At 67.6% G+C, this 17,613-nt stretch carries 11 protein-coding genes; 8 read left to right on the top strand and 3 right to left on the bottom strand.

Translation table 11 applies throughout. The annotated features are described in order from the left end of the window. Together OU995_RS12750 and OU995_RS12755 are read left to right on the top strand one after the other, a co-directional pair. Positions 1–1,902 (top strand): chorismate-binding protein, encoded by a 1,902-nt coding sequence (locus OU995_RS12750; protein WP_267835925.1) that lies wholly within the window; start codon positions 1–3, stop codon positions 1,900–1,902. Then, on the top strand, positions 1,899–4,442 hold the full coding sequence (locus OU995_RS12755) for a hypothetical protein (RefSeq protein ID WP_267835926.1): 2,544 nt from the start codon (positions 1,899–1,901) through the stop codon (positions 4,440–4,442). Before OU995_RS12750 ends, OU995_RS12755 begins: the two co-directional genes overlap by 4 nt. A gap of 66 nt (positions 4,443–4,508) precedes the next feature. Here the strand turns inward: OU995_RS12755 and OU995_RS12760 are convergent, their stop codons facing one another. After that, the gene (locus tag OU995_RS12760; protein ID WP_267835927.1) at positions 4,509–6,392 is read right to left on the bottom strand and encodes a carbohydrate-binding module family 20 domain-containing protein; all 1,884 of its coding nucleotides are present in this window, start codon (positions 6,390–6,392) and stop codon (positions 4,509–4,511) included. An 838-nt stretch (positions 6,393–7,230) separates the two neighbouring features. Here OU995_RS12760 and OU995_RS12765 point away from each other — a divergent pair. The 6 genes from OU995_RS12765 to OU995_RS12790 all read left to right on the top strand — a co-directional run bounded on the left by OU995_RS12765 (position 7,231) and on the right by OU995_RS12790 (position 15,621). Further along, positions 7,231–9,057: a DEAD/DEAH box helicase gene (locus OU995_RS12765; protein WP_267836251.1), complete on the top strand. Its 1,827-nt coding sequence runs from the start codon at positions 7,231–7,233 to the stop codon at positions 9,055–9,057. Positions 9,058–9,103: 46 nt separating this feature from the next. Then, positions 9,104–9,847 carry a cold shock and DUF1294 domain-containing protein gene (locus OU995_RS12770; protein ID WP_267835928.1) on the top strand — a complete coding sequence of 248 codons (744 nt, stop codon included), beginning with the start codon at positions 9,104–9,106 and terminating at the stop codon, positions 9,845–9,847. 3 nt (positions 9,848–9,850) lie between these two features. Then, entirely contained in the window at positions 9,851–10,369 is a 519-nt protein-coding gene (locus OU995_RS12775; RefSeq protein ID WP_267835929.1) for a GNAT family N-acetyltransferase, read from the top strand. Positions 10,370–10,568: 199 nt separating this feature from the next. Continuing rightward, on the top strand, positions 10,569–12,092 hold the full coding sequence (locus OU995_RS12780; RefSeq protein WP_267835930.1) for a hypothetical protein: 1,524 nt from the start codon (positions 10,569–10,571) through the stop codon (positions 12,090–12,092). After that, a complete protein-coding gene (locus OU995_RS12785) occupies positions 12,089–12,802 on the top strand; it encodes a hypothetical protein (protein WP_267835931.1) in 714 nt (237 codons plus the stop codon). Before OU995_RS12780 ends, OU995_RS12785 begins: the two co-directional genes overlap by 4 nt. Next, complete coding sequence (locus tag OU995_RS12790; protein ID WP_267835932.1) at positions 12,802–15,621, top strand: ATP-binding protein; 2,820 nt, start codon at positions 12,802–12,804, stop codon at positions 15,619–15,621. The genes OU995_RS12785 and OU995_RS12790 overlap by 1 nt, the downstream gene beginning before the upstream one ends. Before the next feature lie 135 nt (positions 15,622–15,756). Here the strand turns inward: OU995_RS12790 and OU995_RS12795 are convergent, their stop codons facing one another. Together OU995_RS12795 and OU995_RS12800 are read right to left on the bottom strand one after the other, a co-directional pair. Further along, positions 15,757–16,977 carry an MFS transporter gene (locus OU995_RS12795; protein ID WP_267835933.1) on the bottom strand — a complete coding sequence of 407 codons (1,221 nt, stop codon included), beginning with the start codon at positions 16,975–16,977 and terminating at the stop codon, positions 15,757–15,759. A 118-nt stretch (positions 16,978–17,095) separates the two neighbouring features. After that, complete coding sequence (locus tag OU995_RS12800; RefSeq protein ID WP_267835934.1) at positions 17,096–17,494, bottom strand: DUF4440 domain-containing protein; 399 nt, start codon at positions 17,492–17,494, stop codon at positions 17,096–17,098. Positions 17,495–17,613: the final 119 nt, after the last annotated feature.

Here is a 17,613-nt window from a genome sequence, read left to right on the forward strand (position 1 = left end):
ATGGACAACTCCCGCCGCCCGGCGATGCTGTGGGCGGCTTTTGACTTTCCGCGCCATCCGCTGGCGCGCGAGGATGGCGAGCGTGTGCGCGGCTGCTTCCGGCTGCCCCCCGCCCGCCGCCTGGTCGCGCGCGCGCCGGATGAACTGCGGGCGGTGCTGCGCCAGGCGCATGAGGCGGCTCGGGGCGGCGCGTGGGTGCTTGGCGGCGTGCGTTACGAAGCGGCGGGGGCCTTGGACCCTGCGCTGCTGCTGGCGGGTGAACGTTCGGCGCCGTGGTCCTCCTCCGCGCCCCTGGCGGAGTTCGCGGTCTGGCACCACGCGCCCGATGCCTGGGAGGCGCCCCGCGTGCCTGGCACGCACGATCTGTCGCGCTGGCAGGATGTTCAGGACGAATCCGCCGAGGCCGATCACATCGAGCGGGTGCGCGAATACATCCGCGCTGGTGACTGTTATCAGGTCAATCTGTGTACGCGTCTGCGCGCCGAGGCGGGCCCGCGCTTTGACCTCACTGACTACTTCTTTTCGCTGCATGCCGCGCAGCCCGGCGGTTTTGCGCTGATGCTGCGGCTGGACAACGGCGATGCGGTGGCGAGTGTGTCGCCCGAGCTGTTCTTTGACTGGCGGCCGCTGCCGGAAGAGCCGGGGGCGACCCACACCTGGCTGCTCGCGACGCAGCCGATGAAAGGCACCGCCCCACGAGGCCGAGACCGGGCCACCGATGAGGCTGCCCAGGCCTATCTGCGCACCAGCGAGAAGGAACGGGCCGAAAACCTGATGATCGTGGACCTGCTGCGCAACGACCTCTCGCGCGTGGCGGTGACGGGGTCGGTGCGGGTGCCGCGCTTGTTTGAGCTGCATGCGCTGCCGACGGTGTGGCAGATGACCTCGACCGTCAGCGCCATCAGCCGCGGCGGGCTGCAACTGGATGATCTGTTTGAGGCCCTGTTCCCCTGTGGCTCGGTCACCGGCGCCCCGAAACGGCGGGCGATGCAGATCATCCATGAGCTGGAGCCGGGGCTGCGCGGCTGGTACACCGGGGCGCTGGGGCTGTTGCAGCCGGGTGGGGTGACCACCTTCAACGTGCCGATCCGTACCGTGAGCTTCACGCGGGCCGACGGCTCGGCCCCCGCCGACCCTGCCATCAACGGGCCGGGAAGCGCCGAATGTGGTGTCGGCAGCGCCATCACCTTGGACGCCACCCCCGCCGCCGAGATGGACGAATGGCGGGCCAAGGTGCGGTTTCTGTCGCGCGCGCAGGCGCCCATTGAAGCGCTGGAAACCCTGCGCCTGGAAGACGGCGTGTGGGTGCGTGAGTGGCGTCATCTGGCCCGGCTGCATCGCACGCTGCGGCATTTCAATCTGCAGGCCTCGCTGGACAAGGCGCGGGAGCGGCTGGCGGCGATTGCCAGCGCGCATCCCACCGGCCTCTGGCGGGTGCGCATCACGCTGGGCCGTCAGGGCGAGTGGACGCAGGACGTGCAGCCGCTGGTGCATGACGACTCGCCGGTCCAGGTGGACCTGGCGCGCACCCCGGTGGACACGCGCGGGCCGGATGCTGAATTCCTTCAGCACAAGACCACGCGTCGCGCGGTCTATCAAACGCATCTGGAGCACAAGCCGGCTGGATGTTTTGACGTGCTGCTCTACAACCGCGCAGGCGAACTCACCGAGGGCTGCCTGACCAATCTGGCGGTGCAGCTGGAGCCCGAAGGCCCCTGGCTGACGCCCTCGCTGGAAGCCGGCCTGCTGCCGGGTGTCCTGCGGGAAGAACTGCTGGAGCAGGGGCGCATTCGCGAAGCCCGGCTCCACATCAACGACTTGCGGCGAGCCCATGCGCTGGCCGTCTTCAACAGTGTGCGCGGCTGGCGAGAAGCCCGGCTCGCGCCTCAGGATCATTCATGACCACCACTCCCCCCAAGCGCCGCGCCCCGGCGCGCAAGCCTCGCGCGGCGATGGCACCGGCGGAAGTCATTGCGGACATCGTTGGTGATGTGTCGCTGGACCTCGTGCCGAAGGCATCGCTGATGCCTGCTTCCATTGACGATGCGGTGGAGGATATTTTTCAGGCCTTGATGGCGGATGACGATCGCCAGCCGGAGGCCGAGGCAGCCCCAGCGATGGAACCTGCGCCGAAGCCTGCATCGAAGGCGGCCACCAAGCCAGCCCGCAAACGCACCAGTGGGGCTCGAAGCAAAGCCCAGGCCGATGGCATCGCGGACGAGGGGGTGGGCGGCGTCGGCCCGGAGGCCAGCGCTGTCGCAGACCTGATCGTTGACGATCATGGGGAAGTGCAGGGCGCTGTGGAGGCACCGGAGGTGGCTGCCGTCGCCGAGCCATCCGAACCAGCCAGGAAACGTGCCCCCGCGCGCAAGCGTGGGAAGGTTCAGGCGGCGGAGCCCGTGGCTGCGGACGAAGGCGCCGCGCAGGCAGCGTCGGCACCTGCGGCGTCATTGAACGTGGACGGCGCCTCCGCGCACGATGGGGCGTCCGCAGCGGACAGTGCCCTCATGGCCAACGCTGCAAACACAGCAGACGCTGCACGCACGGCAGACAGCGCCGAGCCTGAGGCCGCTCCCAGCCGCAACCGCCGCAAGCCCAAGCGTGCTGTGGCCGAAGCCGCGCCCGACGAGCCGGCGCTGCCGCCGCGCTTCACCCTGGGCCCGCGCGAGGACGATGCCGTCTTTGGCGACTACGAACTGCGCGACGCGGAGACCGGCGGCACTTTCCGTCTGCGTTTGCTGGGTCGTGCCTTGTGGCGGTGTGATTGCGCCCAATATGCCGACCAGGGCGAATGCGATCACGGCGAGCATCTCATGTCGCTGTTCAGCGAGGACCAGGGCGATGCGCTGGACGCTGGCTGGCCCGCCCGCGAAGCCGAGGTGTGGCTGGTGCCGGGGCCGGAGCGTCGGCTGCAGTGGATCGCAGGACGCGACGTTCCTGCGGGCCTGCGTGACCAGTCCGGCCTCGACGACCGCCAACGCCGTGACGCGGAGCAATCGCAGGCCTGGATGCAATCGCTGGTGGCGCAGGCCCGTGCGGCAGGTGTGCCGCTGCGCGTGGATGCGCCCGTCTGGCCGCAACTCGCCTGGGGGCGCGATGCCCACGCCCGTGTGGAGCGTCTGGAAGCATTCCTGGCCGACGGTGCAGCCCTGCGTGCGCTGCTGCAGGACAGCCTATCGCCCCATCACTGGGAGGCCGCGCTGTTCTCCGTCTGCGCCGGTCGGGCCCTCGTGGCGGACGACCTCGGTCTGGGCCAGCGTGGCGCGGCCATTGCAGCGATCCGTCTGTGGGACCATCTCTTTGGTGCCAGCCCGGCCCTCATCATTGCGCCGGCATCGCAGCACGCCGCCTGGCGCCGGGACCTCAGCCGCTGGCTGGGGGAGGGCGCCGCCGCCGTGATCGTCGCGGAAGCCCCGACCGCCAAGCACGCTCCCGCGCTGCTGGTGGTGGACGGCATCGAGGCGATCGACGACACCGCGCTGGCGGCGCTGCGTGCGCTGGAAGCTCGCACGGGCGCGCATCTCCTCTTGATCGCCCATCAGGAACCATTGGCTCATGCCCAACTGGCCACCTGGGTGGACTGGCTGGACAGCGCCCGCCGGGGCCCCTTCGCCCGCTTGGCCGCTTTGCCCGCCGACGCCGGCAAAAAGCCCATGCGCGATGCGCTGGAGGCGGTGGTGCTCTCGCGCCGCAAGCGTGAACTGCAGGACCGGCTGCCGGCCTGCCTGACCACGCCGCTGTGGCTGGAAGCGGCCGGCAGCAGCCTGCCGCAGGGGCCGCTGAAGCAACTGCGGCAGACACTGGAGCGCTGGCAGGCACGGCCGTTCCTGAACAGCGCCGAGCAGCAGCAGTTGATGGAAGCACTGGCCCTGCTGCCGCCGTCCTCGCGACAGGCGCTGGCCGCCAAGGCCGAGGCGGTGCTGGGCCTGCGCCGGGACTGGGTCGAGGCGCCGACTTCGGCCGCCAGCCGTTTGCTGGTGTGCAGCCGTTCGGAAACCTTGCTGGACAGCCTGGGGCAGTCGCCGCAATTGCGTCGTCTGCCGCCTTGCCGGCTGCGGGCCAGTGACAGTCCGGACGCGGTGGCTCAGACCCTGACGGCCTGGCGCGAGGCCCCGGCAGGGGTGCTCCTGGCCAGTGACGATGCGCTGGCGGCCCTGCCGGCCGGCCTGCTGGCCGATGACCGTGTGGCACTGGTGCATGCCGACCTGCCGTGGCAGGCCAGCACGCTCGACCTGCGTGTGGCGCAAGCGTGCGGCAATGAGTGCTGCGGCATTCCGGCCGCCCTGTTGCTGATCACCGGCTCGCTGGATACGGGCCTGTCCCAGGCGCATGCCAAGGGTCTGGCCTTCCCGCACTGGCTGGACGCGCCGCCCGCCTGGCTGGACCAGGCGGAAATCGAAGCGTTGATGTCGGTGCTGCCGGCCTTGCTGGAAGGGCTTTGACGCAGTCCATCCGGGCGGCGGCCTGCGCGGCCTTTCCAGCCTTCAGGTTCTTTGCGCGTTCCCCGCTCAGAACTTGAAGTTGCCGTCGGCCCTCGCCTGCGTGCCGCTGGCACAGCTGGTGAACTCCCGGTTGCCGCTGCTCGTGGTCTGATTGCTCTCCCACACCGCCGTCGATCCGTTCCACTTCACATACTTGTATTGGATGGCCGAGCCGGCCGGCAGGCTGACGGTGCCGCTCCACGGCACATTGGCGCCCGAACCCTGGATGGTCAGCGCAAAACCCGAGCCAGGCGCCCAGGCGCCCAGGCCGGTCACGTTGCCCACCACGCGCAGGTTCTGGCCCACCACCGTGTTGGCATTGGCGATGGTGAAGGTCACGGCGCAGGTCCCCGTGCCGCCACTGCCGCCCCCCGTGAGCTTCTGGCCGGTGTAGATCGCGACGGCGGGTGTGCCGCCGCTGGTGTTGGCCGGGACGGTGAAGCTGGCGTTTCCGCTGGCGTCGACGGTCACCGAATCCGCCGTGCATCCGGTGCCGGCGGCATCCTTGGTGCCGTTGATGACATTGCAGTAGGTGCCGGCAGGCAGACCCGTGGCAAAGCTTCGGGTCCAGGCGCTGCCGCTGTTGTTCAGCGCAACAAAGCCGACGTCGCCTCGGCCGAAGGCCACCTGGTTGCTGTTGTCGCCGACGATCCAGTTCTGCTGCGCCTGCCCGATGCTGGCATTGCGAAAGCCCACCATGTTGGCCAGTGGTGTCCAGCGGTGTGCAAAGTCCCACACCACGTTGATCTGCGGGACGCCGCCGCTGTAGGGGCTGGCGGTGGGGCGGTCCGCGTCGGTGTTGCTGAACTTGAAGCCGGAATAGAGCTGCGCCTCGGCATACCCCTGGGCCAGCATGAAGATGTTGGCCAGCGTGTAGCGTTGGTTGGCCGCGTCGTTGCTGGCGGTGTTGTTGATGTTCAGCGAACCGCCGTTGCGCTCGGTGTCCCAGTTGGTGATGAAGACGGTGGCGTTCTGCGGCTGGATGAAGCCCCAGCTGCCGCCCCAGTTGCCCCAGGTGCCCATGATGGCGGGGATGCTGGACAGGCTGTTGCCGTTGTTGCCCCGGAACACGTCGCGCATGGCGTAGGTGAACTGGAACTCGTTGATCGTGCCGATGGGGAAGTAGCTCGGCCGATCGACTTCGCCGTCATTGATGATTTCCTGGGTGAGCCAGATGTTCTCGCCCTGCAGCGTCTGCGGATAGGTGGCCTTCACCGCGTTCATGATCGACGTCCACGCGCTGGCCGGCATGTGCTTGGCCGCGTCGATGCGGAAGCCGTCGATGCCCAGCGCCAGCAGGGACTTCAAATAGTTGACGATCTGGCCCTGCACATAGCTGCTCTCGGTCGCGAGGTCCGGCAGGCCGCCGAGCCGGCAGTTCTGCACATTGCTGCGGCCGGCCGGGGTGTTGTAGTCGGTGTCGTTAATGGCGCAGTTGGCATGGAAGTCGTTGGCGCTGAAGTAGGGGTAGGTCAGCGTCGCAGCGTTCCAGGTGGAGCCGTCGGTGGCGGTGCCGCTGCCATCGGCCATCTGATTCACGACGATGTCGGCATAGACGCGTACACCGGCCGCGTGGCAGGCGCTGATCATGCTTTGCAACTGCGCGGGCGTGCCCATGCGGCTGGTGAGGTTGGCGTAGTTGACCGGCTGATAGACCCCCCACCAGCCATTGGCGTTCTTGGACGCTCCCGGTGGCGAGATCTGCACACCGCCAAACCCCTTGGGGCCCAGCCATTGGGTGCACTCGGTGGCGATGTCGGGCCAGGCCCACTCGAACATCTGCACGGAGGTGGCGTTGGGGTTGAGTGCCTGCGCCGGGCTGGCGAAAACGGTCAAAGCGGCCAAAGCGGTGCTGGAGGCGGCTGTCAGGGCGTGAGCGAGCCTGCGGCTCGAGAAGGGCTGCTGGGGCATGTTGTCTCCGGTGTTGATCGACCGCCGCCCTCGTGGTGGGGCAGCTGGGTTCGGCCACGCCATGAACTGCCATGGCCGCCTTTCCAGGCTGGAAAGTGCTCCAACTCTAGACAGCCAGAAGGAAGGTGCACGTAGGAAAACTACCAATCTGTGTCAGATTGACTCTAGACGCTGCAGCGATTGGCTAAAAACAATCTGTAGTTTTAATACTGAGCGCCGCAAAAACAGAGGCGCTGAATGGCTCGCCCATCCTCCCCGAGGCGGCCCTGGCTCGCGCAAAAAGTCACTGCTGCGGACTTCATCCCCGCATGCGAGGGAGGGACTCAGTAAAAACCCCGAAATGTGGCTATACTTGAGGTCTTCATCGGCAGCTCTCCTGTCCGATGTTTCGTTCGTCTCCTCTGACCACTTTGCAGTCCGCTGCGTCGATGCCGCCTTGGCACTCACGTAATTTTGCGCACTGCAAGCCCTCGGGTTCGGTCGGCGGCGATGCCGTCGCTTTGACTGTTCCCCGGCGCCTCACCAGGCTTGCAGCGCATCCCTCCGCGCGGCTCTGGTGATCGACGCGAGCTTTCTCCCAGCGACATTACCTTCCGCCGCGGCACCGAAGTCCCGCGGGCGGACAGCGACTTGGCCATCCGTGCGCGACACCGTTGCGGCATCGACAGCCTGGCGCTCCTTTGGACTTGAGATGACTGTGAACCAAGAACTGAACGCCCACCTGCCTTCCGACCTGAATGCCGATCTGAGCGCCCCCCAACTCGACGCTGACATCGGCGAGCTGGACATCCAGGTGGAAGCCGAGGTGGAGGCGTCCGCCGCCGCCGTTCCCACGGGCGTGGCCTTCGCCACCCTGGGCCTGCACGAGGCCCTGCAACGCGCCGTGAAGGACTCCGGCTACGAGCACGCCACCGAAGTGCAAGCCCGCGCCATTCCCCCGGCACTGGGCGGTGCTGACCTGATGGTCTCCTCGCGCACCGGCTCCGGCAAGACGGCGTCGTTCATCCTCCCGGCGCTGCAACAGGTGCTGGACACCCGTACCGCCCGCGCTTCGGGCCCGAAGGTCAAGGTGCAAGGCCCGCGCGTGCTGGTGCTGGCACCCACCCGTGAACTGGCCATGCAGGTGGCCAAGTCGGCCATGACCTATGGCCGCCACATCCAGGGCCTGCGTGTGGCCACCGTGCTGGGCGGCATGCCCTACGCCCAGCAGCTGCGCATGCTCAGCGGCCCGCTGGACATCCTGATCGCCACCCCCGGCCGTCTGCTCGATCACATCAACAGCGGCCGTTGCAAGCTCGACAACGTCAGCATGTTTGTGCTGGACGAGGCCGACCGCATGCTGGACATGGGCTTCATCGAAGACATCGAGTTTGTGGCCCAGCAACTGCCGGTGGCCCGTCAGACCCTGATGTATTCGGCCACCTTCGCGGGCCACACCGGCCGCCTGGCCGAGCAGCTGATGAAGGACCCGCAACGCATTGACGTCAGCGGCCACACCGAAACCCACGAGAACATCGAGCAGCGTCTGCACTGGGCCGACAACGGCCAGCACAAGCGCAAGCTGCTGGAGCACATCCTGGCGGAGCGTGATGTGGACCAGGCCGTGGTGTTCACCAGCACCCAGCAGGACACCGAATGGCTGGCCGAAGCGCTGGCTGAAATCGGCCATCGCGTGGCTGCGCTGCACGGCGGCATGCCGCAGGGCAAGCGCAATCGCACGCTGATGATGCTGCGCCGTCGTGACCTGCGCGTGCTGGTCGCCACCGACGTGGCCGCCCGCGGCATCGACGTGCCCACCATCTCCCACGTGATCAACTTCGGCCTGCCGATGAAGGCGGAGGACTACGTGCACCGCATCGGCCGTACCGGCCGTGCCGGCCGCTCGGGCATCGCCGTCACCCTGGCCGAGCGCCAGGATCTGTCGATGATCAAGCGCATCCAGCAATTCACCACGCAGCAGATCCCGGTCTCGCGCATTGTCGGCCTGGAGCCGCGCAATGAAGAGCCGCGTATCTTCCCGACGCGCGACCGCAATGCCCGCGGTGGTGATCACCGTGGCAACTTCCGTGGTGGCGATCGTGGCGGCTTCGGTGGCCCGGGTCGTGGCTTCGGTCACGGCGGCCCCGCTCGCTTCGACAACCGCGGCGAAGGTCGCCCGGATGCGCGTTTTGACCGTCCGGAAGGTCGCTTCGACAATCGCCCCCCGCGTTCTGAACCGCGTGGTGAGCAAGGCGCCCGTTTTGAAGGCCGTCCGCCGCGTTTTGAGCCGCGTGCGGACCAGCGCCCCGAAGGCGGCCGCTTCGAGCCGCGTGGTGACCGTCGTCCGGACGCTCCGCGTTTCGGCGACCAGCGTCCCCCGTTCCAGCGTGATGCGCAAGGCCGTGGTGGTGATCGTCGCGATGGCGGCGGTTTCCAGGGCCGTCCGCAGCGCCCCGGCGAACCGCGTGCTTTCGAGCCGCGCGGTGACCGTCAGGAGCGTCCCGCCTTCCGTGGCGGCGACAACCGCTTTGATGACCGTGCCCGTTTCGAAGGCCGTCCGGAAGGTGGCCCGCGCTTCGGTGGCAAGCCTGGCGCGCCGGCCCGCACGGGTGGCCGTCCTGGCGACGAGCGTCAGGACCGTGGCGGCTTCCAAGCCCGTCGCGGCGGCCCCCGCAAGGGCTTCTGATCTCACGGGTCAGGTCTGAAGGAGACTGAAGGCGCGGAGCGGGCGGATGCGGGTGGAAGGCAAGGTCATCCAGTGGGATGACGCAAAGGGCTACGGCTTTATTGCACCCTCGGCCAGTGGGCCGAAGATCTTTGTCCATGCCCGTGCCTTCGGCCTGCGCGCCCGACGTCCCTTTGTCGGCGAGCGGGTGACCTACGAGGTCGGGCTGGACGGGCAAGGCAAGTCGCGTGCAATGAATGTGCGCAGCCTTGAACCCAAGCCTGCCCCCGCAGGACCCGCGCCGCAACGGGGTCCGCAACATGGCCCGCAAGGGCAGGCCCGCGCCCAGACCCAGGCGGGCACCGCCCGGCGCCCCTTCCCGCGAGGCCCTGGCGCTTCGGCCGGCACGGCGCGCCCGGATACCGGTGCGGCCACAGCCAGCAATATCGAACTCTGGCTCATCCCTCTCTTTGCCAGCCTGGTGCTGCTGACGCACCTGGCCTGGCCGCTGCCCCATGCCTTGTGGGGTCTCTACATGGCCATGAGTCTGGCCACCTTCATCGTTTATGCGCTGGACAAACGAGCGGCCCGGCTCGGTCAATGGCGTGTGAAAGAAGTCACATTGCATGGCCTGGCGCTGTTGTGCGGCTGGCCCGGCGCACTTCTGGCGCAGCACTTGCTTAGGCACAAGAGCGCCAAAGCCAGCTTTCGGCGCACCTTCTGGTTGAGCACCGTGCTCAACATCCTCTTGTTTGTTTTTCTGTTCACGCCTCTGGTGCCGTCCTTGTTGCGGCAGCCGGGAGGCGTCTGAGTCATGTTGCAGTTGAAAGTGATCGATACGGCCGATGTTCCTGCCGTACTGGCACTTCAGGCCGAGTGTTATCAGCCGGAGTTTCACGAAAGTGCCGATGCCTTCGAGGCGAAGGTGCGCGCCACGCGCGGCTTGCATTGCTCGTTCCTGGCGGTGCAAGGGGGCCGCATGCTGGGCTATGTGGTGAGCCTGCCGGTCGATGATGACCAATTGCCGGGCCTGGATGCACCGGAGTGGACGCCTGCGCGTGCGCCTCGCACCCTCTACCTGCATGATCTGGCGGTGTCGCCCGCCGGCCGCGAGCAGCGGCTGGGCCACAAGCTGGTGGAGCAGGTGCTGCGCCGGGCGCGCGACATGGGCCTGCACCAAGTGGCGCTGGTGGCCGTGCAGGGCTCCCAAGGCTATTGGGAGCGTCTGGGCTTTTTCGAGGTACAGGCGCCACTGGGCGAGGGTGTGCAGCAGAAGCTCGAGACCTTCGGTGCCGATGCGCGGCTGATGCGACGCACGCTGGTGGCGGCCTGAGGCGGAACCCGAAACGAGAACCGCACGTGCGGCACGGGCGGGGCCTGGACGGCAGGTGCTGAGGATTCCGAGCGTGCCGCGCCTACAGCCGCCGAAATGCGGCCCGGCGGCGGCGCCGCCTGTCAAGCCTTTCCCCGAATCCGGGTTCACCCTTGGTGCATCGCTCCGAGGGGGCCTCTGAGGCTGGGATAATCACCGGATGACTGCGATCCCGGGAAGCGTGGCGGACGATCCGCTGCGCGACGATCTCCCCGAACCTTCATTCGAAGACTACTTCCGCGAGGGGCAACTGCCGCAGGAATCTCTCCTGTGGTGGCAACTGGAGCGAAACGAGGCCTTGCTGGCGGCGCACCGCGCGCTGTTCCACGGCCCGTCCACGCTGGTGCGCCTGCGGGTGTGGGTGTTCATCGAACTGATGACATTGCCGCACTCGCGCCTCACCCGCGACGACCTCAACCGGCATTTCCACGTGCTGCGCGACGAGGCGCTGGACCTCGTGCTCAAACGCCTGCGTGACGCCCACCTTCTGGCCTGGGACGGCTCCAACCAGCACTACGGCGTGACGCCGCTGGCACAGCAGTTGATGGCGCTGGTGTCGCCGCTCACCCAGGCGCAGGACCAGGACGGCGATCTCGTCGGCCTGCTGGCCAATGTGGCGGGTGCGCAGCAACTGGGCACCCTGGAGCCCGCACAGCTGCAGCATCTGCTGGCCCAGCTTTCGCGGCTCTACAACGAGTTCGCCGACGCCATCGCCTCGGGCTCCGAGTTCCACCTGCGGCGCGCCCGCATGCGCTTTGAGCGCGCCCTCAAGCTGGTGGAGAAGGCCAGTGAGGCGCTGTCGGCCATCATTTCTCAGGCGCAGAGCGAGGGCAATGCCCGGCTGGAGCGGCTGGCCCGCGAACTGGGTCTGGCCCAGGCCCGGCTGCTGGCCATGGCGAGCCAGTTCAACCGCGCCCTGCAACAGGCGGACCGTCAGCGGGTGACGCTGGGCTCCACCGGCATCACCACCACCGATGTGCGGCGGTGGTTGCAGGAAGTGCCCTTCCTCGAAAACCTGGCCCTGGGCGCCTTGTCGCGCCCGGTGCATCCCGTGTTTGTGGCCCAGCACGAACTGCTGGACACCTGCGAAGCCGAGTTTGAACGCGACCGGCCCAAACCGCCGGCGCCCGAGCCGCTGCCGGATGTGATGCAGGCGCCCGAGGGCAAGCTGGCCGTGATGAGCCTTCCCCCCGACATGGGCGAACTGCAGGCGCTGCTGGGCCGCTGGGGCGAGACCGGCATCGAGATGAACGACCTGCGGCCGGCGGTGCTGGGCGGCAGTTATGCCCGCGCCGCCTACCGTGCCCAGTTGCTGCCCTTGCTGGGCGATCCGCAGGCGCAGCATCTGGCCGGTGCCACCGGCGACATGGCGCGCCAGCCTTGGCGGGTGCGCTGGTCTGCCAAGCAGGGGCCGGTGCAGGATGACCATGTCCGCTGGATGAGCGAAGGTGTGTTGCACGGTGCCGACGTGGAGCCCCCCCGTGAGCCGGACACGTCGGCGCTGGCGCCTCCGCCGCCGCCAGAAGCTCCCAAGCGCGGGCGACGCAAGAAAGCGGCCGCTGACGCTCCGTCTCCGTCTCCGTCTCCGTCTCCGTCTCCGTCTCCCTCTCCCTCTCCCTCTCCCTCGGACGATGCCGCCGACAGCGGCACCGCCCCGACTCCAGAAGCCTCTCCCCAGCCATGAGCCATCCTCTTGATGACGCCGCCCACCTGGCGGCCCAACTCCTGGCACGACGCTGGCTGCCGCGCAATCAGCCGCTGGTCCGCCGCGCCCTGATCGACCAGGAACTCTGGCGTGCGGTGAACGAGCGCCTGGCCGCTGTGGGCCTGCGCATCGTGGACAACGTCTATGCCGACCACATCAGCGTGGCCATGCTGCGCCCCGCCGAAGTGGCGGTGTTTGGTGAAACCGGGCTGGCCTCCAACAACAACCTGGACCTGCCGCGTGACGGCGTGGCCCTGCTGGTGGTGCTGTGGGCCCTGATCGTGCTGCCCAAACGGCAACGCCAACTGGCGCGTGCCGAAGAAGCCGCCGAAGGCCAGGGCGAAATGTTTGCCACCGACAAGCCGCTGCCCAGCGCCGCCAGCAGTGCGCCGACGCTCTCCTACCGCAGCCTGCTGGCCGACTTCGGCAATCAGCTCGGCAAGAAGATGCGGCTGGACGCCAACCTCAAGATGCTGGAGCGTCAGGGTTTCATCACCCGCAAGGGCGAGGACATCGCCGAAGGCCCGCTGCTGGACCTGCTGCTGGACTACGACACGCTGGCTCCCCGCATCCTCGACGGCGCGCTGGCTGATGTCCTGGCCCGAACCACCGACGGCGAAGCCAACCCGCTGATGAATGCGATCCTGGCTGCCCGCCACAACGAAGAATCTGACCTGAGCGATTCCTGATGTTTCATCTCCAATCCCTGGAACTGCTGCACTGGGACTATTGCCGCCGCGTCTCGATGCCGCTGGACGGCAACATCATCACCATTGCGGGCCCCAACGGCTCCGGCAAGACCACCTTGCTGGACGCGATGCGGACGCTGCTGGGCCTGGAATGCTCGGGCGGCCGCACCTACAAGACCTATGCGCGCCATGCCAATGCGGAAACCGCCTGGCTGCGCGCTCTGGTGGACAACCGCCCGCGCGGCCGCCAGAACAGCAGCCGCCCCTTTGCCAGCTCGCTGCTGTACTCCGACCAGGTGACCCTGGCCTGCCGCATCTCCCGGCACGGCGGGGACTGGGTGCGCCGCTATATCGTGGCGGATGGGGTCAACGAGATCGAGGCGCTGGACCAGAAGCCCGACAAGGACTGGCTGGGCATCGAAGCCTGGAAGAAGCGCCTGGAGGCCGCCGGCCTCACCCGTGCCATCGGCCGCGTGCTGGCCCTGGAGCAGGGGCAGACCGACCGCCTCTGCGAGCTGTCCCCCAAGGAACTGCTGCGGCTGGTGTTTGAAGTCTTCGGCGACCAGGAAGTGCTGGACCGTTATGAACTGGCGCGCAACCATCAGCAGCAACTGCTGAAGGAAGTGGATCAGGCGGCCCACGAACTCTCCCACGCGCAGGCCCAGTTGTCGGACCTCTCCAACCGTGTCAACAGCTATCAGCAATACCAGCTGCGGCTGAAGGAACGCGAGCGCCTGGCCACGGAAGTGGTGCCGGTCTTGCAGTGGAGCGAGCAGCGCCAGCGCACTGCGCAGCAACTGCGGGATTTGCATCGCCAACGTCTGTTTGCCCGCTCCGACGAGCGCGGCATGAGCGAAAAGCGTGCTCATCTGCTGGCACTGTTCCAGGCGCAGGAGGCGTCTCGCCACAAGCTCGGCGAACTGGAAACGCAGCGCAAGGAAGCGCGCCAGGCGTTTGAGGCGGCCCGCGACGGCGAGCGGCCGATGGAACAACTCGTCAAGCGCGAAGAAGACCTGAAAGCCCTGGCGGCTGTTGAAACCGACGGTGCGGCGCTGACCACGCGCCTGGAAGAGCTGGGCACGCGCCAGCATCAGCTGCGCGAGAGCTTCACCCGCAACAACGACCAGTTGCGCAAGGCCCAGGCGGCCATGGATGAGCTGACCGGTCAGCGTCTGCCGCCGCCACCGCAGGAGGTGACCCGCTTCCGCAAGGCGCTGGACGAAGCCGGCATCCAGCACCATGTGCTGGCCGATTGCATCGACATTTCCGACGACCAGTGGCGTGCCGCAGCCGAAGGCTTCCTGCGCCCGTCGCGCTGGGTGGTGGTGCTGGCGCACAGCAGTGATGAGTCCCAGGCCTACCGCCTGGCCTCCCGCGAGCGTTATCGCCACTATGTGGTGGCCGATGGTGAGCACGCGCCTGCGGTCAGCCCCAAGGACAGCCTGCTGTCGGTGCTGAAATTCAATGCCAAGGCGCCCGGCTGGCTGCTACGCCAGCTGGCCTCCATCCGTTGTGTGGCCGATACCGACCAGGGCGCCCGCGCCGGCGGCGAATGGATCACCCCGGACGCTTATTACCGCGACGGCCGTGGCGGTCGCAGCCTCTGGGTGGAGCCGCGTGAATTCCAGTTTGGCGTGTCCGCGCTGGATGCACGCCGGGCCTCGCTGGAAAAGGAACTGGCGCGCTACGACCTGGAGCTGTCCAAGATCGCCAAGGAGCAGGTGGAGATCGAACGCCAGCTCAAGGACGCGCAGCGGGCCGCCCAAGGCCACAAGGCTGCCCAGGAACTGGTGGAGCGGGCCGAGGAATTCGCCCAGGCGCGCGCACGCCTGCCGGGCCTGCGCCAGTCGCGGATCGAGGCCGCCACCCGCATGGCCTCGCTCGACCAGGAGCATGACCGTGCCGTCGCCCAGGGCACCCGCAGCGAGCGCGACTACGAAGCCGCGCAGGCCTCGCTGAAGGCCAGCGAGGACAACGTCTCCCGCGCGGAACGGGACTGGGCGTCGCGCCGTGATGATCTGCTGGCCCAGGCCCGCGCCTCCCGCGAGGCCAAGGCCCGATTCCCGGCGGCCTGGGTGCATCCCTTGCGCCTGGCCACCCTGCGTGATGAATTCGAGAACGCCAAGCAGGCCGAAATCGCCGCGCGCCATGTGCAGCAGGAGCTGGACACCGGCGTGTGGGAAACCGACCCGCAGGTGCAGGACCGCCACGCCCGCATGCAGGTCGCGGTGCTGGAGCAGACCACGCAGCTGGACGACCGCCGTGCCAGCAATGAAATGGCGCGCATCGCGGCTTTTAATGCCCGTGAACGCTACATCGACGTGCTGCGCGCCACCGTCCGCCGCTACAAGAAAAATGTGCAGGAGCTGGGTGAACTGGCCGGGGTGCATGCCCAGGCTGAGCTGCCGCACCTGGACAACGACGACACCGTGCTGGCCCAGGCCGGTCTGCATGTGAAGTTCAACTTCGACGGCAAGGGCGAAGTGGGCCTCAATGACGGCGAGGCCTCCGGCGGCCAGCAGGTGCTCAAGAGCCTGATCCTGCTGGTGGGGCTGATGAAGGACGACGACGCGCCGGGCGGCTTCGTCTTCATTGACGAGCCGTTTGCCCACCTGGACGTGCGCAACATCCAGCTGGTCGGCCACTTCCTCAAGAGTACGCGGGCGCAATACCTGCTGACCACGCCGATCACTCACAACGTGGAAGTCTTCGAGCCTTCGGAGATCACCCTGGTGACCAGCAAGAAGCCGCGGGGCGAGCGTTGGGCGCCGCCGATTGCGGTGCTGGCCCGCAAGCCGGAAGAGTCGGTGTACGGTTGAGGGCTTTCGCAGGGCGCCGGTCTGTTGTGGGCCGGGCGCCTTGCTCCGCGCGCTTCAGCGGTTCATGGCGTGTTCGTCAGTGTTCTTGCCCGCAGCTTGGCATGCCTCGACACGGAGGCCCAGATTCATGGCGAGTTAATGGCGTGATGCGTTGCGCGCGGGAATCCAGGCGCCCAGCAGGGTCGCCGCCAGCAATGCGAGCACGCCGGTCACTGCAATGCCGCCCGCCAGTGACACCGTCGCCACCAGGGCGGACAGCAAGGCCGGCCCGCAGGAGCCGCCCACATCCGACAGGAATCGCCAGACGCCCAGGAAGTAGGCGCGGCCCAGGCGCGGTGCGTGGTCGGCCCCCAGGGTCATGATCAGTCCCGACCCGATGCCATTGCCGATGCCCACGGCCATGGCGGCGATCAGCAGGGACACCAGCCCGGTGGTCCACGGCATCAACAGCATGGCAATGCCGATGATCACCATCGACGGCACCGCCACCCAGCGCCGACCCTTCAGATCCATCACCCGCCCGGCGGGATAGAACAGCAGCATCTCCACGCCGCCGGAAAGCCCATAGATCAACGAGGCTGCGGCCGGGGCCAGCGCCAGATGATCCGCCCACAGTGGAATCACGGCCTGGCGGGACGACCGCACCGCACTCACCAGCATGATGCCCAGCCCCAGGGTGAGGAAGATGTGGCGATGGCTTTGGAGGATGGTGCGGAAGGTCACTGGCGCCGGAGCCGCCTGCCCAGCCGGGGTGGGGGGGACTTCCAGATCGGGCAGACGGGCGCCGATGGCGGCCGCGCACAGCACGCCCGCGATGCCCACGGCAAATGCTGCGGACACCCCAAACAGATGAATCGCGCCCGCCGCCAGGAACGGCCCGATGAACATGCCGATCCGCATCACGCCCCCCAGCGTGGACAGCGCCCGGGCGCGGTAGAGCGGCGGCACCGCCTCGGTCAGGTAACTCTGCCGCGCCAGGTTGTAGACCGCCTGGGACATGCCCACCATGAAGCAGCCAGCCGCAAAGAACACCAGATGATGGGAGAACACCGACAGCGCCATGCCCAGGGCGCTCCAGAGGCCGGCCGCAATGATGGCGCCGCGTTCTCCCCAGCGCATGGTGATCAGCGACGCAGGCACGTTGTTGAGCAGGGACCCGAGGCTGATCAGCGTGACCACAAAGGCGGCCATGGAGACGGAGGCGCCCAGGTCCCGGGCCATCAGTGGCACGATCGGCAGGATGGCACCTTCCCCCAGCCCGAACAGCAGCGACGGCCCGAAGGCCGGAATGGCGATCTTGCGGAAGGAAAAGTCGGGCGACTGACCTGGCTCGGCGGACGAGGGCGAAGTGGACATCAGCGGGTCACCGGATGAACGGCCTTGAGGCCGAGGTCAGAAATTTTGCGTCGGCTGCGTTGCTGTTCGTGTTCGGGGGGCTCTGGCGGTGCGATGTGTGAGCCAAAGCTCGCCGGGTTCACCACGGCTCTGCAGCGGGTGTGCCCTGGTGATAGCGCAATTGCCAGCCCACCGCTGTCTTCATCCAGACCGACGACCGGAGCGTGTGGAGCGTCAACCCTCCGTCCGCAGAGCGGTGGGCGCTGCGGTAGGCGAGCAGCGCAATGTCCTCGGCCAGGCGCACCACGCGAAAGGCGTCCGGCACGACATCGGGCGGCTCATGGTCGGAGAGCAGAAACCGGGTCACTGTCTCCAGTGTGTAGATCCGTCCTGAACGCCCGACTTCATCGAACTCGGGATGCATCAGGGCGCGCAGCCGTTCTTCGCTACAGCGAACGCCTGGATGGTGCAGTTCCACTTCCAGGGCGCGGAGGGTGCTCAGCAGGTCGGCAGAGTCGAGGGGGAGCTTGGCATGCATGAAAGATTATGTGCGGATGTCTCCCATCACCGTCCTGGCGCCCGGCCCCTTGGCCTGACAACAGAGGGGCAGGCATGGCGCATTCGTGCCCCTTGAAACAGTGACGCTGTCCAATGAAT

It is taken from the genome of Roseateles sp. SL47 (assembly GCF_026625885.1).
Taxonomy (GTDB): domain Bacteria; phylum Pseudomonadota; class Gammaproteobacteria; order Burkholderiales; family Burkholderiaceae_C; genus Roseateles.

Coding starts and splice junctions, on each gene's coding strand:
- OU995_RS12750 (WP_267835925.1), top strand. CDS start 1: ATGGACAACTCCCGCCGCCCGGCGATGCTGTGGGCGGCTTTTGACTTT.
- OU995_RS12755 (WP_267835926.1), top strand. CDS start 1,899: ATGACCACCACTCCCCCCAAGCGCCGCGCCCCGGCGCGCAAGCCTCGC.
- OU995_RS12760 (WP_267835927.1), bottom strand. CDS start 6,392: ATGCCCCAGCAGCCCTTCTCGAGCCGCAGGCTCGCTCACGCCCTGACA.
- OU995_RS12770 (WP_267835928.1), top strand. CDS start 9,104: ATGCGGGTGGAAGGCAAGGTCATCCAGTGGGATGACGCAAAGGGCTAC.
- OU995_RS12775 (WP_267835929.1), top strand. CDS start 9,851: ATGTTGCAGTTGAAAGTGATCGATACGGCCGATGTTCCTGCCGTACTG.
- OU995_RS12780 (WP_267835930.1), top strand. CDS start 10,569: ATGACTGCGATCCCGGGAAGCGTGGCGGACGATCCGCTGCGCGACGAT.
- OU995_RS12785 (WP_267835931.1), top strand. CDS start 12,089: ATGAGCCATCCTCTTGATGACGCCGCCCACCTGGCGGCCCAACTCCTG.
- OU995_RS12790 (WP_267835932.1), top strand. CDS start 12,802: ATGTTTCATCTCCAATCCCTGGAACTGCTGCACTGGGACTATTGCCGC.
- OU995_RS12795 (WP_267835933.1), bottom strand. CDS start 16,977: ATGTCCACTTCGCCCTCGTCCGCCGAGCCAGGTCAGTCGCCCGACTTT.
- OU995_RS12800 (WP_267835934.1), bottom strand. CDS start 17,494: ATGCATGCCAAGCTCCCCCTCGACTCTGCCGACCTGCTGAGCACCCTC.